Raw genomic sequence first — 25,151 nt, 5'->3', positions numbered from 1 at the left:
TGGATGAGAGGAAGATGGACAATGAGCGAACTTTGGTATACAGAGAAGCAAACGAAGAATTTTGGTATTACTTTGAAGGTGAACAAAACCCTTCACACAGAACAAACAGATTTTCAGCATTTAGAAATGGTGGAAACAGAAGAGTTTGGCAATATGCTGTTTTTAGACGGTATGGTGATGACGTCTGAGAAAGATGAGTTTGTATACCACGAAATGGTGGCACATGTTCCTCTTTTCACTCATCCAAACCCAGAAAATGTTCTTGTCGTAGGTGGAGGAGACGGCGGTGTCATTCGTGAAATCCTGAAGCATCCAAGTGTGAAAAAAGCGACACTTGTTGATATTGATGGCAAAGTCATCGAATACTCGAAAAAATTCCTTCCTTCGATTGCTGGGAAACTAGACGATCCTCGTGTAGATGTCAAAGTTGGAGACGGCTTTATGCATATTGCTGAAGCTGACAATGAGTACGATGTTATCATGGTGGATTCAACTGAACCAGTTGGACCAGCTGTGAACCTGTTCTCTAAAGGATTTTACGCAGGAATTTCAAAAGCACTCAAAGAAGACGGTATTTTCGTGGCACAAACGGACAATCCTTGGTTCACACCTGAGCTGATTACAAATGTACAGCGTGATGTGAAAGAGATTTTCCCAATCACGAAGCTTTACACAGCAAATATTCCAACGTATCCAAGTGGTCTTTGGACATTTACCATCGGTTCAAAAAAATATGATCCACTTGCTGTAGAAGACAGCCGTTTCTTTGATATTGACACGAAATATTACACAAAAGAATTACACAAAGCGGCATTCGTTCTGCCGAAATTTGTGAGCGACTTAATCAAATAAATCAAGCGAAGAGGAAATGCGCAAATAACAGTTTGCGCATTTTTTGAAGCGTAAAAGGAGGAATCTTGCATGAGATTCGACGAGGCTTATTCAGGAAAAGTATTTATTGGAAGTCATCCGACATGGGAAGATGCAAAAGTCATTTTATATGGTATGCCGATGGATTGGACCGTCAGTTATAGACCAGGCTCACGTTTTGGCCCAAACCGTATTCGTGAAGTTTCGATTGGATTAGAGGAATACAGCCCTTATTTAGATCGTGAACTGCACGAGGTGCCATTCTTTGATGCCGGTGACATTCCGCTTCCTTTTGGAAATGCTCAGAAAAGCTTGGACTTAATTGAAGAGTATGTCGACAGCATTTTAGAAAAAGGGAAGTTTCCATTAGGAATGGGCGGCGAGCATCTTGTGTCTTGGCCGGTTTTCCGTGCGATGCATAAGAAATATCCTGATTTGGCGATTATCCATATGGACGCACATACGGATCTTCGTGAGGAATACGAGGGTGAGCCTCTGTCTCATTCAACACCGATTCGTAAAGTAGCAGGACTCATTGGACCTGAGAATGTGTTCTCTTTTGGGATTCGTTCTGGGATGAAGGAAGAATTTGAATGGGCAAAAGAAGCGGGCATGCACATTTCTAAATTTGAAGTGCTGGAGCCGTTGAAGCAAGTATTGCCAAAGCTGAAGGGGCGTCCAGTTTATGTGACGATCGACATTGATGTACTCGACCCAGCTCATGCACCTGGTACAGGCACGGTGGATGCTGGCGGTATTACATCAAAAGAGCTGCTTGCATCTATTCATGCCATTGCAGGATCTGAGGTTCAAGTAGTCGGTGCAGACCTTGTAGAGGTAGCACCTGTATACGATCATTCCGACCAAACAGCGAATACAGCGAGCAAGCTTTTACGCGAAATGCTGCTTGGATTTGTGAAATAACACCTTGATAGAGGAGCTTGTCATCTCATGTGGACAAGCTCTTTTTTTACATGGATCAAAAAATAAAGGAGGCAGTTCATGTTTTCTTCTATATTGATGGTGCTTCTCGCTTTTTGTGTGTTAGCGGCGGGTTTTCTCACGCTGAAACGAGAGCTCGCAGCAGAGCCCCCTGTTTTTGCTTCGAAAAAGGAAGCAAAGGAAGAGATGTTGGGGTTGTTTCAGGATCGAGGCTTTTTCTATTTGACGGCCATTGCGTTATTCATGCAGGTGATATTTAAGCGAGCACAGATCGTGCCATTTGATTTTTTTCAGGTATTTTTGGCAAGTTCAGGCGTTCAAGCTCTTTTTTATTTAATCAAAAGAAAAGACATGGGCGTAAAGGCTGTGTTGGTGGTATTAGTGAGTTTCCTGTTTCTTTTTTTCTAAAGGGATAGCGTAAGATCAAAAACGAAGTTTAATCGCAGTGAAGAAGAGAAATGATGGTATGATAGGCGATCATGAATATGGTATACTATTTTAGTTAAACGGGTCTTAGCAAAGGAAGTGCAAAATGACACAAAACCAAATTTCAATTCATGTAAAGTCAGTGATGAAACCAGAGACGGAGCCGGCTGAAACGATCGAATTCCGCACGACTGGAACGTATCAAGAAAAGAATGACAAAACGTATCTCACTTACCATGAAGAACATGAAATGGGTCAAGTAAAAACCGTTGTGAAAATGAGTGAAAAAGAAATTTTTGTCATGAGATCAGGGGCCATTCAAATGAAGCAGCGCTTTCTCATTGGGGAAACGACCGTCACACATTACACGATGCCATTCGGTACACTACAGCTTGATGTACACACACATGGCATTGATCTCGATGTGAACAAGGGACTGCTGCACATTACGTACGATATGCTGACAGGGGAAGATCAAAAGCATTTACATACATTATCGATTTCGTATAAGGAGGATTTACGTTCATGAATATCGCAGAACAGGTCAAAGATGCGTTAAAAGAAGAAATCATTGCGGCAGTCGTCAAAGCAGGACTTGCTGATGAAAGCCAGGTACCAGATGTCCTTTTAGAAGTGCCGAAAGACAAAACTCACGGTGATTACTCCACCAACATGGCGATGCAGCTTGCCCGCATTGCAAAAAAAGCACCTCGCCAAATCGCAGAGGACATTGTCAAAGCGTTTGATAAAGGGAAAGCTTCTATTGAAAAACTGGATATCGCAGGTCCAGGGTTCATTAACTTTTATATGAACAATCAGTATTTAACAAAGCTCATTCCAGCTGTCCTTGAAGCAAAAGAGGCATATGGTGAAACGAATACAGGCGGCGGCCAAAAGGTGCAAGTTGAATTCGTCTCAGCCAACCCAACAGGTGACCTTCACCTTGGACATGCCCGCGGAGCAGCTGTAGGTGATTCTCTTTGCAACATCCTTGATAAAGCAGGGTTCGAAGTGAGCCGTGAATACTATATCAACGATGCAGGCAATCAGATCAATAACCTTGCTTTATCTGTAGAGGTACGTTACTTTGAGGCGCTCGGTCTTGAAAAAGAGATGCCTGAAGACGGCTATAGAGGAGAAGACATCAAAGGCATCGGGCAAAAGCTGGCAGATGAATTTGGTGACCGTTTCGTGCATGAGCCAGAAGAAGAGCGTATGAAGTTCTTCCGTGAATACGGCTTAAAATACGAGTTAGAGAAATTACGTGTAGACCTTGAGAATTTCCGTGTCCCATTTGATGTATGGTATTCAGAAACCTCTTTATATGAAAACGGAAAAATCGAACCAGCGCTGGAAACCCTTCGCGCTAAAGGCTATGTCTTTGAAGAAGACGGCGCAACGTGGCTGCGTTCAACTGATTTTGGCGATGACAAGGACCGCGTGCTCATTAAAAAAGACGGCAGCTTCACTTACTTGCTTCCAGATATCGCATACCATAAAGACAAATTGGACAGAGGCTTTGATCAGCTCATTAACATTTGGGGAGCGGACCATCACGGCTATATCCCTCGAATGAAAGCGGCGATCCAAGCACTTGGATATCCTGCTGGCAAGCTTGAAGTAGAAATCATTCAGCTCGTTCACCTATACAAAAACGGTGAAAAGATGAAGATGAGTAAACGTACAGGAAAAGCCGTCACCATGCGTGATCTGATTGAAGAAGTAGGTCTAGATGCCACTCGTTATTTCTTCGCGATGAGAAGTGCGGCAACACATATGGACTTTGACCTAGACTTAGCGATATCTACGTCTAACGATAACCCTGTGTACTACGCACAATATGCGCATGCGAGAATTTGCAGCATGCTGCGTCAAGGGGAAGAAAAAGGCTACGAGCCAAACCTTGAAAAAGCAGATTTCTCTCACATTCAATCGGAAAAAGAGTACGATCTTCTCAAAATCATTGGCAGCTTCCCAGAAGTTGTAGCAGAAGCAGCTGAAAAGCGTATTCCGCACCGTGTAACGAACTATATTTATGACCTTGCATCAGCCCTTCACAGCTTCTACAATGCCGAGAAGGTCATTGATGTAGAAAACGAAACAAAAACAACAGCACGTCTTTCACTCATGAAAGCAACACAAATTACGCTTGCGAATGCATTAAAACTCATTGGCGTATCGGCTCCGGAAAAGATGTAAGAACACGAAGAAACCCGCTCGGAACGAGAGTGGGTTTCTTCGTGTTTTTCATCAATCAGCTTTTAGATCACTTTTATTTCTCTGAAAAATCTCAATTTCATAATCCTCTAATGCTTGTTTAGGAAGCTTCTTTTCTAAGATAGATTGCAAACTTGCCATATCTTTTGAAGTATCGATGCCGATGGAAATTGTGGGATCTGTCTTGATAATTTGATAGTTAAACAATGCATGCTCTTCCCATAATGAGTCCAATACGTGGATGACCTTTTCATCTAATTCCTCTTCAGAAAGGGTGAGAGTTTTTGAAGTGAAGCTTAATCCAACAATACAAAGAGTAATAAAAAACAAACCAATCAAACGTTTTATCATTATATCTCCTTTATATAGTTAGTATATTCCTTAAATAGATCATAACATCCAATTGGGCTTGTTTGAATTGTTTAAAAGAAACCAGTTCATAAAGGGTCTTTTGAATTGATGATAATCAAACAAGGTTCCTTATAGTTATTTAAATGGCGCCATTCAGAATCTGTTAAATAAAAACATCCGCTATCTACTAGAGACAGCGGATGTTGAACATTACCCAAGCGTATTAATAATGTTAGAAATAGAATCGAATAATTGACTAAGTACATCAGAAAACATAGAGTGCATCCTCCCTTCGGTAAGCATGTAGTATGTGTGCGTTAATTAGAATTATCCAAGTGTATTAATAATGTTAGAGATAGAATCGAATAATTGGTTAAGTACATCAGAGAACATGTTTTTGCCTCCTCTCTTTTCTTTTTACATCTACTTAACGAAGGTGTTGGAGGGTTGGATCACTTTTTCTAAAAAATTTTTAAAAAAGATGGTGGCATAGAAAAAAGCACCACATATTCGGGTGCTTTTTTAGCCTTTATTAGTTATGAATGAATGCGCAGCTTCACGTCTCCATCTTTACACGCTAGCTTTACATTTCCACCAATCGGTAAGGTGAAAACCGGCTGCGTATGTCCAATATCGACATCGTAAATCACTGGAATGTGTTTGAGCATTGGGTGCTTATCTAGAATGAATCTTAAATGTTCTTCTGTCATCTCGGATTTCTTCTGAAATCGTCCGATGATCAGTCCTTTGATTGATTCTGCATGCTGCAAGAGGGATGTGAGGTCTCTGGCGAACATTTCAGGGAAAACCAAATCATCATCCTCCACAAATAAGATGGCATCCTTGATATGAGGCATAAACGACGTCCCTTGCAGTAAATTCAGTGTACAAAGGTTACCGCCATACAAGGTGCCTTCAGCTGTTCCTTCCTGATATATTCCCCATTTTGTCGGATGAAATTGCCTGTTCGCTTGATCAAGATACCACGCATCATCACTCCACTTTGTCGAAGGGATCACATCAAAAGACTTACCGTCATTCATCAAGCAGGCTTGAAACATAGCGGTCTGTTCCTCTTGTCCTTGCTCCATTTGGAAGCTGGAGAAATGAGGGCCTGAGTATGTCACCATCTCACATTTTGCAGTAATAGCGCTTGCGAGTGCGGTAATATCACTGTAGCCGCAAAGAACTTTAGAGTGCTGACGAATCAAGTCGTAATCAATGTAAGGCAAAAGCTCATTGCAATTGAAGCCTCCGATTGCTGTCAAAATACCGTCAACTTCATCATCTTTGAACGCCTTATGCAAATCAGACAAGCGGTGTTCAATAGATGAAGAGGAATGAAGATCACATTCAAACGCGTGCTTTCCAAAAGAGACAGTGAAACCTAAAGCCTCTAAACGCTTTTTTGCTTGAGCGATTCCTTCTTCTGATAAAATGCTGGCACTTCGGCTTGGGGCAATGACACGAAGATGACTACCTTTTTTTAAAGGAGGTGGTGTATGCATAAACAAATCTTCCTTTCCATCACATATTTATCCATTATATCGGATCAAATGGTCCAAGTCTGTAAAAGCTAGAAGAAAGGCATAGGTCGTGCGTTTCATACAAGCTGTGCAAAGGGTATGGAAGAGAAAAGACAGAAACGAATGAGGGCGGAGAATGTGAAAAAGAGGAGACTGGAATTTTTATTTTTATATTTTATGATATTCGGGGCATATGTGGTGTATTGGTGGCCGGTTCCAGCGTGGAGTGTTCAGCTGTACGCAGCGGTTTATATCGCCATTATTTTATTTAGTATCATCTCACTCATGCTAGAGAACCGTACATCACAGCACACACTCTTATGGATGTATGTGCTAATCTTTTTCCCGATCATTGGCTATATGTTTTATTTGTTCTCAGGACAGCTCTATGTGAAAGGTCATTTATTCAAATCAAAGAGAATGTACAACCGTGAAAAACTACGCAGAATATCTGAGCTTGAGAGCAAGCCGGATGAATCGCGTCTAACCGAAAATCAGCGGACTTTTTTTCATTACACAGAAAAAGCAACAGGCATGCATGTGAACACAAATAGTGATATGGACATTTTAAAAAATGGGGAGGAGACGTTTCCCCGTATTTTTGAAGAATTAAAAAAGGCAAAATCGTTCATCCATATAGAATACTACATGTTTAAATCGGATTTCCTCGGGCACCGGATGATGGAGATTTTGATAGAAAAAGTGAAAGAAGGGGTAGAGGTTCGCTTCATCTATGATGCGGCTGGCAGCATTCGCTTCTCCCGAAAAGATATTAAACGCTTGAAGCAGGCAGGAGTCAAGGTCGCTCCATTTCTGCCTTTAAAATATGGTTTCTTTAATCAAAAATTCAATTTCCGAAATCACCGCAAAATCGTGATCATTGATGGGAAGACAGGATTTGTCGGCGGGTTAAATGTCGGAAAAGAATATGTCGGACGTGATGAAAATATCGGTTTTTGGCGTGATACGCATACCATGTTAAAGGGTGAGGCTGTACAAACCCTTCACTCTATTTTTATGCTCGACTGGGAGTATGTATCAGATGAAGTATTAATTGATGATCCGAAATATCATACGCCGCATCCTGTGACGGGAGAGGATGTCATTCAGGTTGTACCAACTGGACCCGATATGAAAGAAAGTATGAGTGATTTATATGATGCACTCATCTCAAATGCGAAACAATTTGTCTGGATTGCGACACCTTATTTTGTCCCTAATGAATCCCTTCGTACAGCATTGAAAATTGCTGCTACAAGAGGGGTGGATGTCCGGGTGATGGTACCGGAGATCAATGACGGCTTTCTCACACAATACGCCACACGATCCTATTTTTCTGAGCTTCTAAAAGAGGGCATCAAGGTGTATCACTATCAAAAGGGCTTCATGCATCAAAAAGTAATGATCGCAGATGGAGAACTTGCCTCTGTCGGCACTGCAAATGTGGATATGAGAAGCTTTCAGCTCAATTTTGAGGTCAATGTCTTTACAGCCGCGAAAAAGCCCATTGAGCAGCTGATGGCACACTATGAGGAAGATATGATGGAATGTGAGCAGATGGGACCTGTTCATTTTTATAAAAGAGGCTTAAAAGAACGATTAAAGGAATCATTTGCTCGGTTGTTTTCTGGCGTTCTATGAGGATTTCTAGTCAAAGAAATCATTTCCTAATCTAGTATTTTGAAGAGGATTCCTCTATAATTGAAAATGATTATCAATTATAGAGGAAATGAGGTTCTTTTACATATGCTAAAACGCTTTTTCGCCTATTACAGGCCCTATCGAGGTCTGTTCTTTTTAGATTTCTTTTGCGCTGTCGCCGTTGGATTAATGGAACTGGGTTTCCCGCTTATCGTGAACTACTTTATTGATACATTGTTGCCAACAGGGAACTGGACAGTCATTGTCTGGACCGCATTTGCGCTGTTTGTCATTTATGCCCTCAGCTCGGTTATGCAATTTATTGTGTCGTATTGGGGGCATATGCTTGGCATCAATATTGAAACAGATATGAGGAAGAAGCTGTTTGATCACTTTCAGCGCCTATCCTTTAAATTCTTTGACAACAACAAAACGGGTAAGCTCATGTCACGGATGACAAACGACCTCATGTACATTGGAGAAGTGGCGCATCATGGTCCTGAAGATTTGTTTATAGCGATTATGACGATTCTTGGTGCCTTTGCAGTCATGCTGATGATTAACTGGCAGCTGGCCATTTTAACCTTCCTGATCATGCCGGTCATCATCTGGCTTGCTCTTCATTTTAATAAGAAAATGACGCATGCGATTACACAGCTGAACAATGACATTGGAGACTTTCATGCAAGGGTTGAAAACAATATCGGCGGCATTCGTCTTGTTCAAGCCTTTGCCAATGAACATTTCGAGAAAAAACGTTTTGCTGAAAACAACAACCGTTTTCGAAAGGCGAAGCTTCTTTCCTATAAAATTATGTCGGTCAATGGATCGATCAGTTACATTCTCACACGTCTTGTGACACTGTTTGTCCTTCTCGCAGGTACATGGTTTGTTCTGCAAGGTCAATTAACGGCAGGTGGCTTTATCGCGTTTGTTCTGATCACAAATGTTTTATTTAGACCGATTGATAAAATCAACACGGTCATTGAAATGTATCCGAAAGGCATTGCGGGCTTTAAAAGCTATGTCGATTTGCTAGAAACAGAGCCGGATGTGAAGGATACAGAGGGAGCACGTGATGTACACGGACTAAAAGGTGAAATTGAATATCGAAACGTAACATTTGGCTACGATGAACACAGTCATGTGCTGAATAATATCGATTTAAAGATTAAACAAGGAGAAACGGTTGCGTTTGTCGGGCCTTCAGGAGCGGGGAAATCAACCATTTGCAGTCTGCTGCCTCGCTTTTATGATGTGGATGAAGGGGAGATCACGATTGATGGTATAAGCACAAAGTCGATGACATTGTCTTCTTTAAGGCAGCAGATCGGTATTGTGCAGCAGGATGTCTTTTTATTCTCAGGCACCATTCGTGAAAACATTGCGTACGGCAACTTAGAAGCCAGCGATGCAGAGATTTGGGAGGCTGTAAGAAGTGCGCATTTAGAGGAACTCGTACAGCGTTTCCCAGAAGGGTTAAATACCGTCATAGGTGAGCGCGGCGTCAAACTGTCAGGCGGTCAAAAGCAGCGTCTGTCGATTGCGCGGATGTTCCTGAAAAACCCGTCCATTCTCATTCTAGATGAAGCCACGTCAGCACTTGATACAGAAACAGAAAAAGCCATACAGGATGCACTGAGTGAACTAGCTGTCGGCAGGACAACGCTCGTCATAGCCCACCGCCTTGCAACAATTAAACACGCCGATCGTATCATTGTCGTAACAGAGGAAGGCATTGAAGAACAAGGCCGCCACCAAGATTTAATTCAAATGGGCGGCGTATATAGCAGACTGCACGAAGCGCAGTTTGGTCATTAAAGATTAAGCCCTTTTGATAAGGGGCTTTTTTTGTTAGGATAGAAAAAACTCGTGTAGGAAGGATCTGATGGAATGAAGAGGCTTCGGCGATTACAAAAAGGCGATAAGATCGGTATTTTTTCACCATCAAGTCCTGCGTCAGCGACCTCGCCTCTTAGGTATGAGCGGGCGAAGAAGTGGCTTGAGCAAAAAGGATTCATTGTGGTACCAGGATCATTAACAGGGAAAGAGGATCACTACCGTTCAGGTACAATTCAAGAACGAGCAGATGAGCTGAATGAGCTAATGGCTAGGGAAGACTTGGCGTGCGTCATGTCAATGATTGGCGGGACAAATTCAAATAGCTTGCTCCCTTATCTTGATTTTGAGCTGCTGAATCAACATCCGAAGATCATGATCGGTTATTCAGATGCGACAGCGATTCTTTTAGCCGCTTACGAAAAAACGGGACTGCCTGTATTCTACGGACCGGCGCTTGTCCCATCTTTTGGAGAGTTTGAACCGTTCGTCGCTTATACGTATCAGTCGTTCGAAGACATCCTGATGCATCCTCAACCCATTCCTTATCAGATCAAAAAACCACCTTTTTGGACGGATGAACGAATCAATTGGGAAGAAAAGACGCGTGATAAAGAGCAGCGTCCGAACGATTGGCTGTGCGTCATAGAAGGACGGGCAGAAGGCAGGTTGATCGGCGGGAACCTGAATGCAATGTACGGCATATGGGGCAGTGAGTTCATGCCAGCGATCCAAACAGGAGACATTCTCCTCATTGAAGATTGCATGAAAACCGCTTCGGTTGTAGAAAAAAACTTCTCTTTATTGAAAGTAAATGGAGTGTTTGAGCGAGTATCAGGTATTCTTTTGGGAAAACATGAGCTGTTTGATGATGAGGGAACGGGAAAAGAACCTTACGAGATTTTACTTGAGGTGCTTGGAGAGACAAAGAGACCGCTCATCGCAGATTTTGACTGTGCCCATACGCACCCGATGATTACGATGCCAATTGGGGTACAAGTGAAAATGGATGCAGCTTCAAAACAAGTGTGGTTGACGAAAGAATGGATCTAACAAAAAGAGCGGCCTGAGGGCTGCTCCTTTTTATGAAACCTGCTCTTTTTCAAAAGGGTGCAAGAGGTCTTGCGCTTTTTTCCCCTCTACGACAATTAAGTAGTCAGACTCTAAATGAGTGAGCCTGAAGGTTTCAAGCTCTACGATGTTCTTGATGTTGCACATTGTTTTTTTAGAATACACATATAGACGATGTTGAGCCTGATGGCATTTTTCATAAAGAGAAATAAGCTTATGTAAATTCAATGCTTTCGCAGCGATTTGGATTGAATAGATTTGATACATCTTCATATCCTCCTGTTAATAACTTTCTCACAATAGCTTTGTTACCCCTGTTTGAACAGAGATAAACCTTTATCTATGATTTCCACTCAATGGTTCCTCCGCCGGTTCGCTTGTTGCCTCTTATCGCAGACAGCTCTTCGACAAGTCGGAGCAGTGCCTGATCCTTTAACTTCGCCTCAATCATAAAATCTACATCACGCCCATACGGTTTTAATGCATGAAAAAGCGGTAAGACAAAGGACATATCTACACCATCTGCATGACTGCGTATGGCTTTTTCTGATTTCGGTGAGGATAAATGGATTTTAGGCGGAATGCCAGTGCTCGTCCAAGTGTTGAACATTCTTGGCAGGATGTCTTCAAGCACGGCATCATCATCTTTATTGGCCACGTGATGATGATAATCAAAAACAAATGGAATACCGTGCTTTTCACATACATCAAGGGTTTCTAACGACGTATACGTTTTGTCATCATTCTCAAGCGTCATCCTCGCCTTGATATGCGCTGGTAGCTGTTTGATATTTTCATCAAAACGTTGAAGCGCCGAATCTTTATCACCGTACGCACCGCCCACATGAATGTTCATATAGCCTTCCTTTTCAAGCTTCATCGCCTCAAGCATTTGATAATGGTACGCCATGTCGATCACGGCATTTTCTGTGATTGAAGGCTTGGGGCTAGTAAACAAGGTGAATTGATTGGGGTGAAAGCTCACACGCAGTTCATGCCGTTTCACCAACTCGCCAATTTCAAGAAACTCCTTTTGAAAAGGTGTCACAAAGTCCCAGCGTACCTCGGGGTGGGTCGCAAGCGGGACGATCGAACTCGAAAAACGGTAAAGCGGGATATCATGGGCAATGGCAAAGTAAAGCGTTCTTAATGTATTCACGAGATTGGCCTTTGTTGTTCGTAATAAAGCCTCTTCTCTCTCTTCCTTTGAGAGCTTGCTGTATCTTGCAAAGGTCAGCCACTTGGCAGGAGAAGCCTCCCACAAGGTGACGGCATTGGATACATAACCGAATCGATAACGCATAGGTCAGCTCCTTTATAAAAAGTACGAGAACATGGCGCCAACCCATTCCAGCGGACGTGACAAAAGCGGACGCTGTGTCAATTTCTCCTCTGTCATAAGCTCAGACACTTCTATGTGCTCGCGAATTTTTTCTTCTACGTGTGCAGTAAAGTCGACATCATCAATGGCGACGTCAACTTCTTCGTTTAAAAACAAGCTGCGTTTATCAAAATTTGCCGTACTGATCATACAGCGTCTCTGGTCAATTAGAATGGCTTTCGCATGATAAAATCCTTTGTAAAAACGATAAACAAGGCAGCCAGAGGCAATGAGGTCCTTCAAATAATGAAATCCAGCCTCTTTGACGAGTGGATGATCTGCTTTCATTGGGATGATGATTTCAACCGTGACGCCTCGCTTTCGTGCATCAAGCAGTGCACTCAGAAGAGGAGCAGATGGAATAAAGTAAGGCGTACAGATGATGATCTGTTTCCTCGCCTGCTGAATATCTTTGAGGAACAAAGCTTCTAAAGAAAAACCAGCAGTCGCGCGTGTTGTGCATTGTAGTGTTCCCGGTTCCAAAGCAGGAAAAACCTCATATTGCAGCTGATGAATGCCAGATGTCCGGTATAAATCATTCAAAAACACATGCTGGAGATCTGCGACAACTTGCCCTGTCATGCGCAAATGATAATCTTTCCAAATGCCAAACCGACCCTTTTTTCCAACATATTCATCACCAATATTAAAACCGCCAATATAGCCAATCTTTCCATCAATTACCGTGATTTTACGATGATTTCTCATGTTTAACCGATAAATCAAAAAAGGGAAACGAGGCTTATTTAAAAAGTAAAATTGGATGCCGCTTTTCTCCAGCATATCAATGGACTTTTGATCAAACGGATAGGACCCTAATCGATCGGTCAGTAAAAAGACTGAAACCCCTTGTTCCGCTTTTGTTTTCAAAGCTTGTAACACCCTTTGACCAATCTTGTCGTTCTTTACAATAAAGAACATCATATGAATAGAAGAAGAGGCGTGCTGAATATCGGTGATCAGCTGTTCAAAGAGTGGTTCGCCATCATGATAAAAGGCGGCATCACCGCTTGTTTGATCAAAAGATCGTTCAAAAGCGCGGGTGGAAAAATATTTCTTTCCCATATAAAGGTCTAACAATATGAGACAAACGATGACAATGAGTACGAGTAGGATGATCAATGCGATCATGAAGCTTCCTCCTTTTTTGCATATTTCAATAGTGTACCCAAACGTGTAAAAAATATTGACTGAATACTCATTCATTATTTATGATAGAGGTACAACATGGAAACGGAACAAAGTGGGTTTTGGGGAATGAAAGGGGGAGCAAGATGAATAGCCTTTTAATCATGAACATGATCGCATTTGCGGCGGTGACCGCTTACGCTGTGTATTTGTTTATTTATCTCATTCGAACACGAGCAGCGTACATTCGTCTTGGTAAAAAAGAAGAGTTCCAACAAGACGTGAAAAAACGCTTAGAGCGTGTTTGGGTCAATGTATTTGGGCAAAAGAAGCTGTTAAAGGACAAGAAGAGCGGCATCATTCATGTGCTGTTTTTCTACGGATTTATCCTTGTACAGTTCGGAGCCTTTGATTTTATTATGAAGGGACTCGTTCCAGGCAGCGGACTCCCTTTAGGTCCGCTTTACGGTGTCTTTACCTTTTTCCAAGAGGTGGTCACACTTCTCATTTTAGTAGCTGTTGTTTGGGCGTTCCATAGAAGGTATGTGGAGAAGCTTGTCCGTTTAAAGCGTGGCTTTAAATCCGGTCTAGTGCTTTTATTTATTGGCGGCTTGATGCTGACCGTTTTACTTGGGAACGGGATGAATATCATCTGGCATGGACACTCTTTATCACCAACGGAGCCAATCGCATCCAGTGTTGCTTTCTTGCTGGGCGGTATTTCACCTCTTGCGGCAACGGTCGTTTTTTATGTCGCATGGTGGGTGCATCTCCTGATTTTGCTGACATTCTTAGTGTATGTCCCGCAGTCAAAGCATGCTCACCTCATTGCAGGACCGGTGAACGTATTTGCCAGCAGATTAGACCCGCCAGGCAAGCTGCAAAAAATTGATTTTGAAGATGAGACACAAGAGACCTTCGGTGTGGGAAAAATTGAAGACTTCCGTCAGTCACAGCTGATCGACCTTTACGCTTGTGTGGAATGCGGGCGCTGCACAAATATGTGCCCAGCAACAGGTACAGGGAAAATGCTGTCTCCAATGGATTTGATTTTAAGGCTAAGAGATCATTTAACCAATAAAGGGGCCGCCATTACATCAAAGACGCCTTGGGTTCCGCAGCTTGCCTTCAGGCAGACAACAGGAAATCAGCTGGCGCTTCAGGCGAGAGGAGCAGGTGCAGAGGAATCGGCTGCTAGCTCGATGTATCATCCTTCTCTTATTGGTGAAGTCATTACAGAGGAAGAAATTTGGGCATGTACGACGTGCCGAAACTGTGAAGACCAATGCCCTGTCATGAATGAACACGTCGACAAAATTATTGATATGCGTAGATATCTTGTGCTGACTGAAGGGAAAATGGATGCAGATGCACAGCGTGCCATGACAAGTATAGAGCGCCAAGGGAACCCGTGGGGATTGAACCGGAAAGAAAGAGAAAATTGGCGTGAATTGAGAGAAGATGTGCACGTGCCGACAGTAAAAGAGCTGAAAAAAGCAGACCAAACCTTCGAATATTTATTCTGGGTTAGTTCAATGGGGGCATACGACAATCGAAGCCAAAAGATTGCGCTTGCCTTTGCAAAGCTTCTCAACGAAGCAGGTGTGTCCTTTGCCATCCTAGGCAATAAAGAAAAAAACTCAGGTGATACACCAAGAAGGCTTGGAAACGAATTTTTATTCCAAGAGCTTGCCGCAAAAAACATTGAAGAATTTCAGAAAAACGGTGTCACAAAGATCGTTACGATTGATCCACACGCCTACAATTTATTTAAAAATGAGTATCCAGACTTCGGGCTTGAGGCAGAAGTGTATCATCATACAGAATTACTGGCAGAGCTAGTGAAAGAAGGAAAAATAACGCCTGTACATGAAGTGAACGAGGTGATTACCTTCCACGATTCTTGCTACCTAGGCAGATATAACGAAGTGTATGATCCGCCGAGAGACATTTTAAAAGCCATCCCTGGTGTGACGCTGAGAGAAATGGAACGGCATCGTGAAACGGGTATGTGCTGCGGTGCAGGCGGGGGCTTAATGTGGATGGAAGAAGAGACGGGTACCCGGATTAATACTGCCCGAACGGAGCAGGCGTTACAAGTGCAGCCGTCCATCATTAGCTCAGGGTGTCCTTATTGCTTAACGATGCTGGGAGATGGGACGAAAGCGAAAGAAGTAGAAGAGCAGGTAGGTACATTTGATGTCGCAGAGCTTCTTGAAAAATCAGTGTTTGGCGAGGCTGGAAAGCAGGTTTCGTAAACAAAACAGGCCGATGAATAGAATGTTCATCGGCTTATAAATGGCGCTGTACATCTGCTGTTCAGATAATATGTAAGCGGTAACAAAAGGGAGGGGACATACATGAGTAAGACAGTCATTGTATCTGGAGCAAGAACACCATTTGGAAAACTAGGCGGTGCTTTCAGCGGGTTGACTGCCGCAGAACTAGGCGGAGTGGCAATCAAGGCTGCGCTGGAAAGAGTGCCGGGTTCACATCATGTGGATGAGGTCATCATGGGAAGTGTTTTGCAGGGAGGACAAGGTCAGCTTCCTTCAAGGCAAGCAGCAAGACATGCTGATCTTCCGTGGTCCGTTCCGACGCAAACTATCAATAAAGTCTGTGCATCAGGAATGCGCAGTGTGAGCACAGCAGATCAAATCATCCGAGCTGGAGATGCGGAGGTCATCGTAGCGGGCGGTATGGAATCCATGTCACACGCCCCTTATTTGCTAAAAAAAGCGCGATGGGGCTACAAAATGGGAGATGGTGCGGTACAAGATGCGATGATTTTAGATGGATTAACCTGTTCGTTTACAGGCGTTCATATGGGTGAGTATGGGAGCATGGCTGCGAAGGAGCTCGGTATCACGCGGGAAGAGCAAGACCTTTGGGCATTAAGAAGTCATGAACGAGCGATCGAAGCGCAGAAAAACGGCTTTTTTCAGCATGAAATCACTCCCGTCACCGTCAAGACGAAAACGGGAGAGCGGCTGATGACAGAAGATGAATCCCCGCGTCGTGATACGTCATATGAACGGCTATCAAAGCTCATGCCTGTTTTTGATCAAACGGGTACCATTACCGCTGGAAATGCACCAGGTGTCAATGATGGAGCAAGTGCGCTTCTTTTAATGAAAGACACATATGCAAAGCAGCATGACGTCAAGCCATTGGCAATCGTGCTTGGTCATACGCAGGTAGCTGTAGAGGCAAAGGATTTTCCGAAAACACCAGCCTTTGCTATCGAGAAAATTTTACAGAAAACAGGCAAGCGCCTAGAGAATATCGATCTATTTGAAATCAATGAGGCCTTCTCAGCTGTGGCGCTGGCATGTGAAAAAATAACCGGGCTTGACCGGCGGAAAATGAATATCAACGGTGGTGCAGTTGCGCTTGGTCATCCCATTGGGGCAAGCGGAACACGTATCATATTGACCTTGATTCATGCATTAAAACAAAGAGGCGGCGGTATTGGCATTGCGGCGATTTGCAGTGGAGGCGGTCAAGGAGATGCCATCATGATAAAGGTAGATTAAAAGGGAGGCGTTCATCGTCATGAGTACAGAAGAAACCGTCATGGTCGTTGGAGCTGGTCAAATGGGATCAGGCATTGCCCAAGTTTTTGCTCAGTCTGGCTACACAGTCCTGCTGCATGATGCATCTGAAAAGCAGATTCATCGAGCCATTTCCTCCATGACCAAACAACTGACGAAACGAGCAGAAAAAGGAAAGCTAGCCCATCAGGCAGTCCGAGATATTACGCAGCGGCTTGCCGTATCTACAGATTTAAAGGACGTGCAGCAGGCTCATTTAGTGATTGAAGCTGTATCTGAACAAATGAGTGTGAAAAAACAAATCTTTGAAACACTCGATCAATTTGCAGAGGCGAAGACGATATTTGCAACAAACACATCCTCCTTGTCGATCACAGAATTAGCAGCTGTTACGGGGAGACCGGAGCAAGTGATTGGCATGCATTTTATGAATCCGGTGCCTGTCATGAAACTCGTTGAGGTCATTCGAGCGCTGCAAACGAGTGACGACACGTATCAACTCGTTTGTGAAACAGCAAAGAATTTAAACAAAACCCCAATTGAAGTGGAAGACTTCCCAGGGTTTGTATCAAACCGCATATTGATGCCAATGATCAATGAAGCCATTTACACCCTTTATGAAGGCGTGGCAGATGCAGAAAGTATTGACGGTGTCATGACGCTTGGAATGAATCACCCAATGGGGCCGCTTCGTCTCGCTGATTTCATCGGACTAGATACATGTTTATTTATTATGAATACCCTTCATGAGGGACTTGGGGATAGCAAATACCGACCTTGTCCTCTTTTGAAAAAATACGTGAATGCAGGCTGGCTGGGCAAAAAGACAAAGAGAGGTTTTTACACATACCACGACCACTCATAGGGGGAGTCAAAATGGATGTTTTGCTTACGGATCAACAGCGACTCTGGAGAGAACAGGCAGCAGAATTTGCAAGACAGCGTGTATTCCCTGAAGTGGAAGCCATGGAACAAGGTCAGTTCCCAAGAACACTTTTAGCAGAAATGGGACGAAAAGGCTTTCTGGGGATTCCAATACCAGCTTCGTATCAAGGCTTAGGAGCAGATTTTACAACGTATATCATCGCCATTCATGAATTATCCAAAGTGAGTGCGACCATCGGTGTCATTGTGTCCGTTCATACATCTGTTGTGACGATGCCTATTTTGGCTTTTGGAACGAATGAGCAAAAAGAATCCTATGTTCCGCTGCTTGCATCCGGGCAGAAACTGGGAGCATTTTGCCTGACTGAACCGAAGGCAGGCTCAGATGCCTCCAATATTCAGTTAAGAGCAGAGCGGGCGGGCGACCATTATGTGTTAAATGGTACAAAAATGTTTATCACAAGCGGCGGGGAAGCAGAACTGTATCTTGTCTTTGCCGTGACAGATCCTGCTTCTGCGAAAAAAAATATATCGGCATTCATTGTCGAGAAAGATACACCCGGATTTACGATCGGAAAAGATGAGAAAAAGATGGGACTGCATGGGTCAAAAACCGTTACGCTTCATTTTGATGCTGTGCGGATTCCAAAACAGCAGCTGCTCGGTGCAGAAGGAGAGGGCTTTCACATAGCCATGTCTAGTTTAAATGCGGGGAGAATTGGTATCGCGGCTCAAAGCCTCGGTATAGCTGAAGCCGCATTAACTGAGGCAGTGACTTATTTAAAGCAGCACCCGGCAGGTCTAGAAACGACCATTCGGCTGGGTGATTTAGCAGCGAAGCTTGAAGCTGCCAAGCTATTAGTCTATCAAGCGGCTTTTTATAAAGAGACGAATCGTCCGGTGACAAAGGAAGCATCCATGGCAAAGCTATTTACGTCAAAAACGGCGGTTGAGATCAGTACAGAAGCGATCCATTTACTCGGCATGGACGGTTATACGAATCGCTATCAAGCAGAACGTTACTTTCGTGATGCGAAAGTTTGTGAGATCTATGAAGGAACAAGTGAAATTCAAAGGCTGGTCATTTGTAAACAGCTAATATGAAACGAGGTGGCTCATGATGCAGTTTCAATTAAGTGATGAACATGAAATGATTCAAAAAATGGTGAGGGATTTTGCGAAAAATGAAGTAGAGCCAACAGCAGCAGAGCGGGACGAGACAGAAACGTATGATCCAGCTATTTTTCGCCAAATGGCGGAGCTCGGTTTAACGGGCATTCCTTGGCCGGAAGAGGTAGGCGGGATCGGTAGTGATTATTTAGCCTACGTCATCGCAGTGGAGGAGCTTTCAAGAGTGTGCGCCTCTACAGGCGTCACCCTCTCCGCCCACACCTCTCTCGCCTCGTGGCCTATCTATACTTTCGGAACAGATGAACAAAAAGAGACCTATTTAAAGCCGCTTGCAGAAGGACAGAAGGTAGGGGCATATGCACTCACTGAGAGCGGTTCGGGTTCAGATGCCGGCGGAATGAAGACAACGGCAGTAAAAGCAGGCAGTGAATACGTCCTGAACGGTGCGAAAATCTTTATTACAAATGGAGGCATTGCAGATTATTATATTGTGTTTGCTGTGACAGACCAAGAAGCTACATCTCGAAATACGACCGCCTTTATTGTAGAAAAAGAGACACCGGGCTTCTCTGTTGGCAAAAAGGAAAGCAAACTGGGCATTCGCTCATCGCCAACGACCGAAATTCGATTTGAAGATTGCCGGATTCATGAAAGAAACCGGCTCGGACAAGAAGGAGAAGGTTTTAAAATAGCTATGATGACCCTCGATGGCGGAAGAAACGGTATTGCTGCACAGGCTGTTGGGATTGCACAAGGCGCTCTTGATGCGGCAGTCGATTATGCGAAGGAGCGAAAGCAATTCGGCAAACCAATCATTCAGCATCAAGGAATTGCTTTTAAGCTCGCAGATATGGCAACCGCAATTGAAGCATCTAGGCTGCTCACTTATCAGGCAGCATGGCTCGAAACGAAAGGGCTCCCGTATGGAAAGGAATCAGCTATGTCCAAGCTCTTTGCTGGAGATACAGCCATGAAGGTAACAACAGAAGCCGTCCAAATCTTCGGCGGCTACGGGTATACAAAAGATTACCCAGTCGAACGATACATGCGTGATGCGAAAATCACCCAAATTTATGAAGGCACACAGGAAATCCAGCGCCTAGTCATCTCGCGCAAACTGCTAGATATGTAGAAACAAAGCAAAGACCACCTGATGTGAGGTGGTCTGTTTTGGTTCATGAAGCATTAATCACTAGCATCATCCAAAGTTTTTTTATTTTAGGATTGTAAAAGGATAGTGTCGGCAACAGGAAGCAGCTTTAACGTATGAGTGATTTGTAACTGGTGAAGTAGTGAGTATTGGTACATGTGAATTGGCAATATACCTACTAAAGAATTAGACCACAAGAATGATATAGCTATAACCCACATACAAGGTAATAGTCAGGTTTTCCTGAATTTAAGATGATTTCCAGTATCGATCCATATTATATTAGCATTATGTTAAAATTAAGAAAATAAAAATATGGGAGGTTATTATGACCACAACTACTACCATTTTAGCAATTGTGACTTTGGTGATATGGATCATGGTTTCCGCAGAACTTTCGAAGTCTTCAAAGAAAGATCACAATGAAAAAGAAAATAGCCGTAGAAAATTAATTGTTTTAATGCTTGCAGGCATCATATTGACCATAGCAGTAGTCATCTCATTACTTCAGAATCTCTAGCCTTAAAATAAACGATAAAAGTGTATCGTTATGAAAGCATATTTCAATGCTTGAGAACTAGATAACAAGTTCATCTCATTCACTAATGTGTTTAGACTTTGCAGAAATGTCAGGGTTCAGCCTCATTTCTAACGTGATGGTTATGATTCTGCCTACATAAAGGAGCAATGCTTTTTTTGCCCGAATATCTGGATCTAAAGAAAATACAGAAATGACTATACAGACGATTCATGCAAAAAGCAGCCATTATTTTTCATCATACGTTCAAAGATTTGAATAATGGGTATCTATTTTGATATCAAATCGAAGTCGAGACAACTCAATATGAGTGTCTCGATTTCTTTTGGAATTGAGGAAATTGATTCAATTCAACTAGGCAATTTAATCCATTTTCTTCTTTTTCGACTCCGATTTGTAGGGACTTATGTTGTGTTTTAGAGAATAGTATGTTTATCACATTTTCTAAATGTTACAATTTTTCAAAAGCTATGATAGGAACTGAAATGTATAAAGATACTGATATATTTCCAAAAATGAATCGCTCCCTAATACAGGATACGGTTCTTCTCTCCTTAGGGTCAATGTGTATAACTTACTTCCCATTCCATTCATCATTTCTCTTGAATTCAAAATAAAATCAACTCTTTTTCCACATCTATAACATGATCTTTCAGTGATTTTTTGAACTTGGTCTCTGTCTTTAACGAAGGTGAGCTCCGATTGTTGATGAATACCTCAGTAATAATTGAAGTACTACAAGCAGGAAACGAGCATCTCTTAAAAAAATTCATCATAAAAGTTTACCTGTCTCTAAAAAGAAGGCATTGAAGATTTGAAACGAATTGATTTTTTGATAGTGTTTATCAGAAATTCTGACTAGATTTAAATGAATCAGAGCATTTTATGCTATTACATAAGTGCCCGGTAAAAATGGAAAATGAACGTAAATCCTGATAAAAACTGATTACAAATACCGTTAATTAAATAAATATTACAAATTTTCCAAAAAAATATTGAAATGTAATTTACTTCTTGCTAGACTAAAGAAGTAGTAAATAATCGAAGGAGGTCATATTATGACGAAAGCAACAGATTCTAAGTTTTATGCTTTATTATCGCTGTCACTTCTTGCGGTAACATTAGTAGCTTTAGTGATTGGTAATGGTTCTTTGATTGCAGCAAATCTGGGTGTTAGTACTGCAACTGCGGCAACAGTAGTGAATTTCTTAGATACTTGGTCCTCAGTAGCAACTGTCATTACAATCGTTGGTGTTTTCACTGGCGTAGGCACAATTAGTTCAGGTGTAGCTGCTGCTATCTTGGCTATTCTTAAAAAAGAAGGAAAAGCGAAAGCTGCTGCTTTTTAATCTAAAAAAAAATCATCTCAATCTTTATTGAGATGATTTTTTTTCAAAAGTGTATTGATATCAGATGAAACAACGTTCAATAGACAGGGACTTAAAAACTAATTTAACGTTTTATGCCCATCCGGCTTGTAATAAAACATTAATTAGGAGGAAATTTTATGATAAAAGCAAAAAATCTTGGCTCATTCTCACTATTGTTATTTGCAGATACAGTCGCATCTTTAGTCGTTGGAAATGGTTCAAAGATAGTAGCCAATCTAGGTGTTAGTACTGAGGCTGCCGCTGCTATTTTGTTTGTACTTAAAAAACAAGGAAAAGCCAAGGCTACTGCTTTTTAAAATGACTTATGCATAAAACAAATAAACTATTTAAAATATATGATCAAAGTATAATGGGGTACCTCAATTATATTGGGATGATTCTTTTTTCTTTCATTGTGATGGTAGCGTTGATTTTCTATCGGGGTGAGATTCCCGGCACTTACCTAAACAGCTTTGTTTTTATTTCAATATACATTGTAGCTACAGCTAATATTAATCGTTGTGTATTACCGTATAGAAGACAGCAGCCAGGCGTGGTCTTTGTCTCTAAACAATTGTTGTTGAAACATTTATTCTTTACAATTAAAAAAGGATATTCAGTTCAATTACTTTTGGCTTGTTTCATTGCTTTAACCTTTTTGTTAGTAGAAAATCAATATTTCATTATGATACTAGCATTTATTGTCGTGATGCTTTCTTTTGCATCTCAATTATTGTCAGGTCTATTCAATATCATCAACAGAATACTCCTTTTGTTGCAATTTTGGTATATCATAACGTCCGTTTTTGAAGCAGTGATGATACTGCAAATAGTACAGTCTCTTCTTATTTACATTTACATAAGTAATTCTCATAGAATACCTTTGACAACTGGACTTTCCTTCCTAAAAAGTGCGAATAAGCAATATAGGTCTGGAAATATTCTGTATTTATTTTTGTCATATATCACTAGTAATAAAATATTGATCATTTTAATAGGTGCCTTAGTATCAATGCTTACTTATTTCGTCCAATCCTTTTTAACGAAAATAGAAAATTTGCCTGCGCTCATTTTAGTCTATATTAACTTTATTACGATCTTAGAAATCTTAATAGGGTCGAAAAAGGAAGAGATTGTGCTTGATAGGGCAAGAATCGAGACGTTGCAATCCTCTTTGATTGTGAGTCCGTACGAGAGATTTAAATCCAGTACGATATATTTACTATGTCTTGTACTGATTTTTGTCAGTGTGTGTGGAATAGTCGGAGTAATGATCAACACGTCCGATATCTCAATCATTCTTAAAAATACGTTATCGTTGCCTTTAATCATCTTTATTGGGGTCGTATATTTCAGAAAAACAGAACTATTAATCAACGATTATGAACATAAGTTATTGAAGCTGTCCTTGCCTATTTTATTACTCATATGCATTACTATTTTCACGATTACTTCATGAAAAGAGGAGGAAAATGATACATAAAAGATTGAAGTATTTTCTGTGGTACTACTCTATCTACTGTATATTGCTGATAGGTACAGGGATTTATCTAGGGAATATAGTCAACAAAGATTTATTTGAAGCCGCACCACCAACTTCGGGCCAGGAATTTATGTCTGTAGTCCTGACACATAACTTAACGAACTTTGCGATGTATTTACTGGGTTTCTTGTTGTCGCCGTTATTTCAAATAATGGATTTTGGAGGTTCGTCCTTCGTCATTACGATGGGTTTTAGAACGCTAGGAGCACAAGAAGCTTTAGGTAAACTAATTCCTCATGGGCTATTAGAATTTCCAAATATGTTGTTTTATCAAGGAATCAGCCAGTATGTGCTTTTCACACTAATTTATACGAAATCAATTAAAGCTGCTTTAGGTGTCATGAAAAAAATGATTCCTTATTATCTACTATCGTTAGTCATCCTAATAATAGCTGCTTTTATTGAAGGGTATGATTCTTTATTATTTTCTATCATGATCAATCATAGATGGTTTTATTGAAGACTCTATACGACAGAGAAGGGGATTCAAGTGGGATTAGAATTTGTAGAATGTACGAAGAAGTTCAAAAACAATACCATACTAGATAAAGTGAATTTTTCAATTCCAACAGGTCTCTTTCATTTAGTGGGGAGAAATGGTGCAGGTAAAAGCACTCTCCTTAAAATGATAGCTGGTTTAGATAAGAGATACTCTGGAAATATTGAGGCAAACAAAGAATCGACTCTTTATTTAAATGTGGATCCTATTGGCATTCACCCATTTACAATTAGAGAAAATCTAGAGATTCTGTGGAATACGTTTAAAATTGTGCCGACTGAAGAACAAATGGGGAAAGTGAATGAATTTTTCGATGGTAACCTAGATGGCTCGTATAGCAGAGCATCTACGGGTATGAAAGCGAAGGTAGGATTATCTTTATTATTCGTAAAAGATTGGGAAACCATTCTAATTGATGAAACCATGTCATCTCTAGATTCAGAAAGTATAGAGATGCTATCTGAGAGGCTAGTGAATCTCTCTATTAAAAAAATTTCAACCATCATATATGTTTCCCATAGCATGGTGAATAAACGCTTAAACGATCATTCAAGCATTGTGAGTATAGGGGATGGGAGGCTATTATGGAACAACGTCCAAGAATAACATCATTGATATCATTGGTCATTTTTATTATGGCCAATTATTATTTCGTTACTTTTGCTATTGAGTTGAATGGCTACATTTCGCAACTAGATGATTTAAGAGCTTTGTTAGAGGATATGTCCTATGAAACGATGCTGAATCTCATTGTTGTCATTACAACAATTCTAACCACCATCAGCCTATTAGTTCAGTATCTCATCGCAAAATTCCTATTAATCATCTTTGCTCCAGAGGTTAAGGGTCATTTGTTTTATGCTCTAATTCCTAAGATTATCATTATGTTTATTAATGTAATATGTATGGGGATCTTGCAAATACAAAGCTTATGGCTGTACCTTTTCACGGCACTCATAGGAGCAGTGTTGATCTTGTTCTTTTTTCAATACAAAAAAGCGAACTGGAAAGCTTCGATTCTCTTTGCGGCACCATTTATTATAGATGCTTTCATTTCCTTAGGAAAAGAAATAGTCGCTGTACTGTAAT

At 41.5% G+C, this 25,151-nt stretch carries 25 protein-coding genes; 20 read left to right on the top strand and 5 right to left on the bottom strand.

Annotated features, from left to right (window positions below):
- The first annotated feature begins 21 nt into the window (after window positions 1–21).
- From speE to argS, 5 genes are all read left to right on the top strand, one after another.
- On the top strand, window positions 22–852 hold the full coding sequence (gene speE / locus MHI33_RS19905; protein WP_003214614.1) for a spermidine synthase: 831 nt from the start codon (window positions 22–24) through the stop codon (window positions 850–852).
- Between the two features lie 69 nt (window positions 853–921).
- Window positions 922–1,794 (top strand): agmatinase, encoded by an 873-nt coding sequence (gene speB / locus MHI33_RS19900; RefSeq protein ID WP_003214818.1) that lies wholly within the window; start codon window positions 922–924, stop codon window positions 1,792–1,794.
- 78 nt (window positions 1,795–1,872) lie between these two features.
- Window positions 1,873–2,220: a hypothetical protein gene (locus MHI33_RS19895; protein WP_044140187.1), complete on the top strand. Its 348-nt coding sequence runs from the start codon at window positions 1,873–1,875 to the stop codon at window positions 2,218–2,220.
- Window positions 2,221–2,344: 124 nt separating this feature from the next.
- A complete protein-coding gene (locus tag MHI33_RS19890; protein WP_044140186.1) occupies window positions 2,345–2,767 on the top strand; it encodes a DUF1934 domain-containing protein in 423 nt (140 codons plus the stop codon).
- Window positions 2,764–4,437: an arginine--tRNA ligase gene (argS, locus tag MHI33_RS19885; RefSeq protein ID WP_044140185.1), complete on the top strand. Its 1,674-nt coding sequence runs from the start codon at window positions 2,764–2,766 to the stop codon at window positions 4,435–4,437. The genes MHI33_RS19890 and argS overlap by 4 nt, the downstream gene beginning before the upstream one ends.
- A gap of 51 nt (window positions 4,438–4,488) precedes the next feature.
- On the opposite strand, the gene MHI33_RS19880 is transcribed toward argS, so the two are convergent.
- On the bottom strand, window positions 4,489–4,806 hold the full coding sequence (locus MHI33_RS19880; RefSeq protein ID WP_340913335.1) for a hypothetical protein: 318 nt from the start codon (window positions 4,804–4,806) through the stop codon (window positions 4,489–4,491).
- Window positions 4,807–5,342: 536 nt separating this feature from the next.
- Window positions 5,343–6,314, bottom strand: coding sequence for a S66 family peptidase (locus MHI33_RS19875; protein WP_340913333.1), 972 nt, complete (start codon window positions 6,312–6,314; stop codon window positions 5,343–5,345).
- 156 nt (window positions 6,315–6,470) lie between these two features.
- Here MHI33_RS19875 and cls (MHI33_RS19870) point away from each other — a divergent pair, with 156 nt between their 5' ends.
- From cls (MHI33_RS19870) to MHI33_RS19860, 3 genes are all read left to right on the top strand, one after another.
- Window positions 6,471–7,973, top strand: a complete 1,503-nt coding sequence (gene cls / locus MHI33_RS19870; protein ID WP_340913330.1) for a cardiolipin synthase — start codon at window positions 6,471–6,473, stop codon at window positions 7,971–7,973.
- A gap of 105 nt (window positions 7,974–8,078) precedes the next feature.
- Window positions 8,079–9,794 carry an ABC transporter ATP-binding protein gene (locus MHI33_RS19865; protein ID WP_340913881.1) on the top strand — a complete coding sequence of 572 codons (1,716 nt, stop codon included), beginning with the start codon at window positions 8,079–8,081 and terminating at the stop codon, window positions 9,792–9,794.
- A gap of 72 nt (window positions 9,795–9,866) precedes the next feature.
- Window positions 9,867–10,865 carry a S66 family peptidase gene (locus MHI33_RS19860; RefSeq protein WP_340913329.1) on the top strand — a complete coding sequence of 333 codons (999 nt, stop codon included), beginning with the start codon at window positions 9,867–9,869 and terminating at the stop codon, window positions 10,863–10,865.
- Between the two features lie 30 nt (window positions 10,866–10,895).
- Here the strand turns inward: MHI33_RS19860 and MHI33_RS19855 are convergent, their stop codons facing one another.
- From MHI33_RS19855 to cls (MHI33_RS19845), 3 genes are all read right to left on the bottom strand, one after another.
- Window positions 10,896–11,150: a general stress protein gene (locus tag MHI33_RS19855; RefSeq protein WP_340913327.1), complete on the bottom strand. Its 255-nt coding sequence runs from the start codon at window positions 11,148–11,150 to the stop codon at window positions 10,896–10,898.
- A 73-nt stretch (window positions 11,151–11,223) separates the two neighbouring features.
- Complete coding sequence (gene uvsE, locus MHI33_RS19850) at window positions 11,224–12,186, bottom strand: UV DNA damage repair endonuclease UvsE (protein WP_340913324.1); 963 nt, start codon at window positions 12,184–12,186, stop codon at window positions 11,224–11,226.
- 12 nt (window positions 12,187–12,198) lie between these two features.
- On the bottom strand, window positions 12,199–13,395 hold the full coding sequence (cls, locus tag MHI33_RS19845) for a cardiolipin synthase (RefSeq protein ID WP_065097845.1): 1,197 nt from the start codon (window positions 13,393–13,395) through the stop codon (window positions 12,199–12,201).
- Between the two features lie 143 nt (window positions 13,396–13,538).
- On the opposite strand from cls (MHI33_RS19845), the gene MHI33_RS19840 reads away from it, so the two are divergent.
- The 12 genes from MHI33_RS19840 (at window position 13,539) to MHI33_RS19785 (ending at window position 25,150) form a co-directional block, all read left to right on the top strand.
- Entirely contained in the window at window positions 13,539–15,650 is a 2,112-nt protein-coding gene (locus MHI33_RS19840) for a heterodisulfide reductase-related iron-sulfur binding cluster (protein ID WP_065097846.1), read from the top strand.
- A gap of 102 nt (window positions 15,651–15,752) precedes the next feature.
- Window positions 15,753–16,928, top strand: a complete 1,176-nt coding sequence (locus tag MHI33_RS19835; RefSeq protein ID WP_065097847.1) for an acetyl-CoA C-acetyltransferase — start codon at window positions 15,753–15,755, stop codon at window positions 16,926–16,928.
- 19 nt (window positions 16,929–16,947) lie between these two features.
- Window positions 16,948–17,811, top strand: coding sequence for a 3-hydroxybutyryl-CoA dehydrogenase (locus MHI33_RS19830; RefSeq protein ID WP_044140176.1), 864 nt, complete (start codon window positions 16,948–16,950; stop codon window positions 17,809–17,811).
- Between the two features lie 11 nt (window positions 17,812–17,822).
- Window positions 17,823–18,935: an acyl-CoA dehydrogenase family protein gene (locus MHI33_RS19825; protein ID WP_065097848.1), complete on the top strand. Its 1,113-nt coding sequence runs from the start codon at window positions 17,823–17,825 to the stop codon at window positions 18,933–18,935.
- A 16-nt stretch (window positions 18,936–18,951) separates the two neighbouring features.
- Window positions 18,952–20,094 (top strand): acyl-CoA dehydrogenase, encoded by a 1,143-nt coding sequence (locus tag MHI33_RS19820; RefSeq protein ID WP_065097849.1) that lies wholly within the window; start codon window positions 18,952–18,954, stop codon window positions 20,092–20,094.
- Between the two features lie 346 nt (window positions 20,095–20,440).
- Window positions 20,441–20,632 (top strand): hypothetical protein, encoded by a 192-nt coding sequence (locus tag MHI33_RS19815; RefSeq protein ID WP_034620267.1) that lies wholly within the window; start codon window positions 20,441–20,443, stop codon window positions 20,630–20,632.
- A gap of 1,076 nt (window positions 20,633–21,708) precedes the next feature.
- Entirely contained in the window at window positions 21,709–21,999 is a 291-nt protein-coding gene (locus MHI33_RS19810) for an uberolysin/carnocyclin family circular bacteriocin (protein WP_003214902.1), read from the top strand.
- Between the two features lie 158 nt (window positions 22,000–22,157).
- The gene (locus MHI33_RS19805; RefSeq protein ID WP_265208913.1) at window positions 22,158–22,337 is read left to right on the top strand and encodes a hypothetical protein; all 180 of its coding nucleotides are present in this window, start codon (window positions 22,158–22,160) and stop codon (window positions 22,335–22,337) included.
- A 695-nt stretch (window positions 22,338–23,032) separates the two neighbouring features.
- The gene (locus MHI33_RS19800) at window positions 23,033–23,479 is read left to right on the top strand and encodes a hypothetical protein (RefSeq protein WP_238153554.1); all 447 of its coding nucleotides are present in this window, start codon (window positions 23,033–23,035) and stop codon (window positions 23,477–23,479) included.
- Window positions 23,480–23,492: 13 nt separating this feature from the next.
- Window positions 23,493–24,023: a stage II sporulation protein M gene (locus MHI33_RS19795; RefSeq protein WP_065097851.1), complete on the top strand. Its 531-nt coding sequence runs from the start codon at window positions 23,493–23,495 to the stop codon at window positions 24,021–24,023.
- A gap of 30 nt (window positions 24,024–24,053) precedes the next feature.
- Window positions 24,054–24,668 (top strand): ATP-binding cassette domain-containing protein, encoded by a 615-nt coding sequence (locus MHI33_RS19790; RefSeq protein ID WP_106066997.1) that lies wholly within the window; start codon window positions 24,054–24,056, stop codon window positions 24,666–24,668.
- Complete coding sequence (locus MHI33_RS19785; RefSeq protein WP_113767807.1) at window positions 24,647–25,150, top strand: hypothetical protein; 504 nt, start codon at window positions 24,647–24,649, stop codon at window positions 25,148–25,150. The genes MHI33_RS19790 and MHI33_RS19785 overlap by 22 nt, the downstream gene beginning before the upstream one ends.
- Window position 25,151 lies beyond the last annotated feature (1 nt).

This window comes from Bacillus sp. FSL K6-2971 (assembly GCF_038006405.1).
GTDB classification, from domain to species: domain Bacteria; phylum Bacillota; class Bacilli; order Bacillales; family Bacillaceae; genus Bacillus; species Bacillus pumilus.
This window is presented reverse-complemented; position numbering and strand designations above follow the sequence as displayed.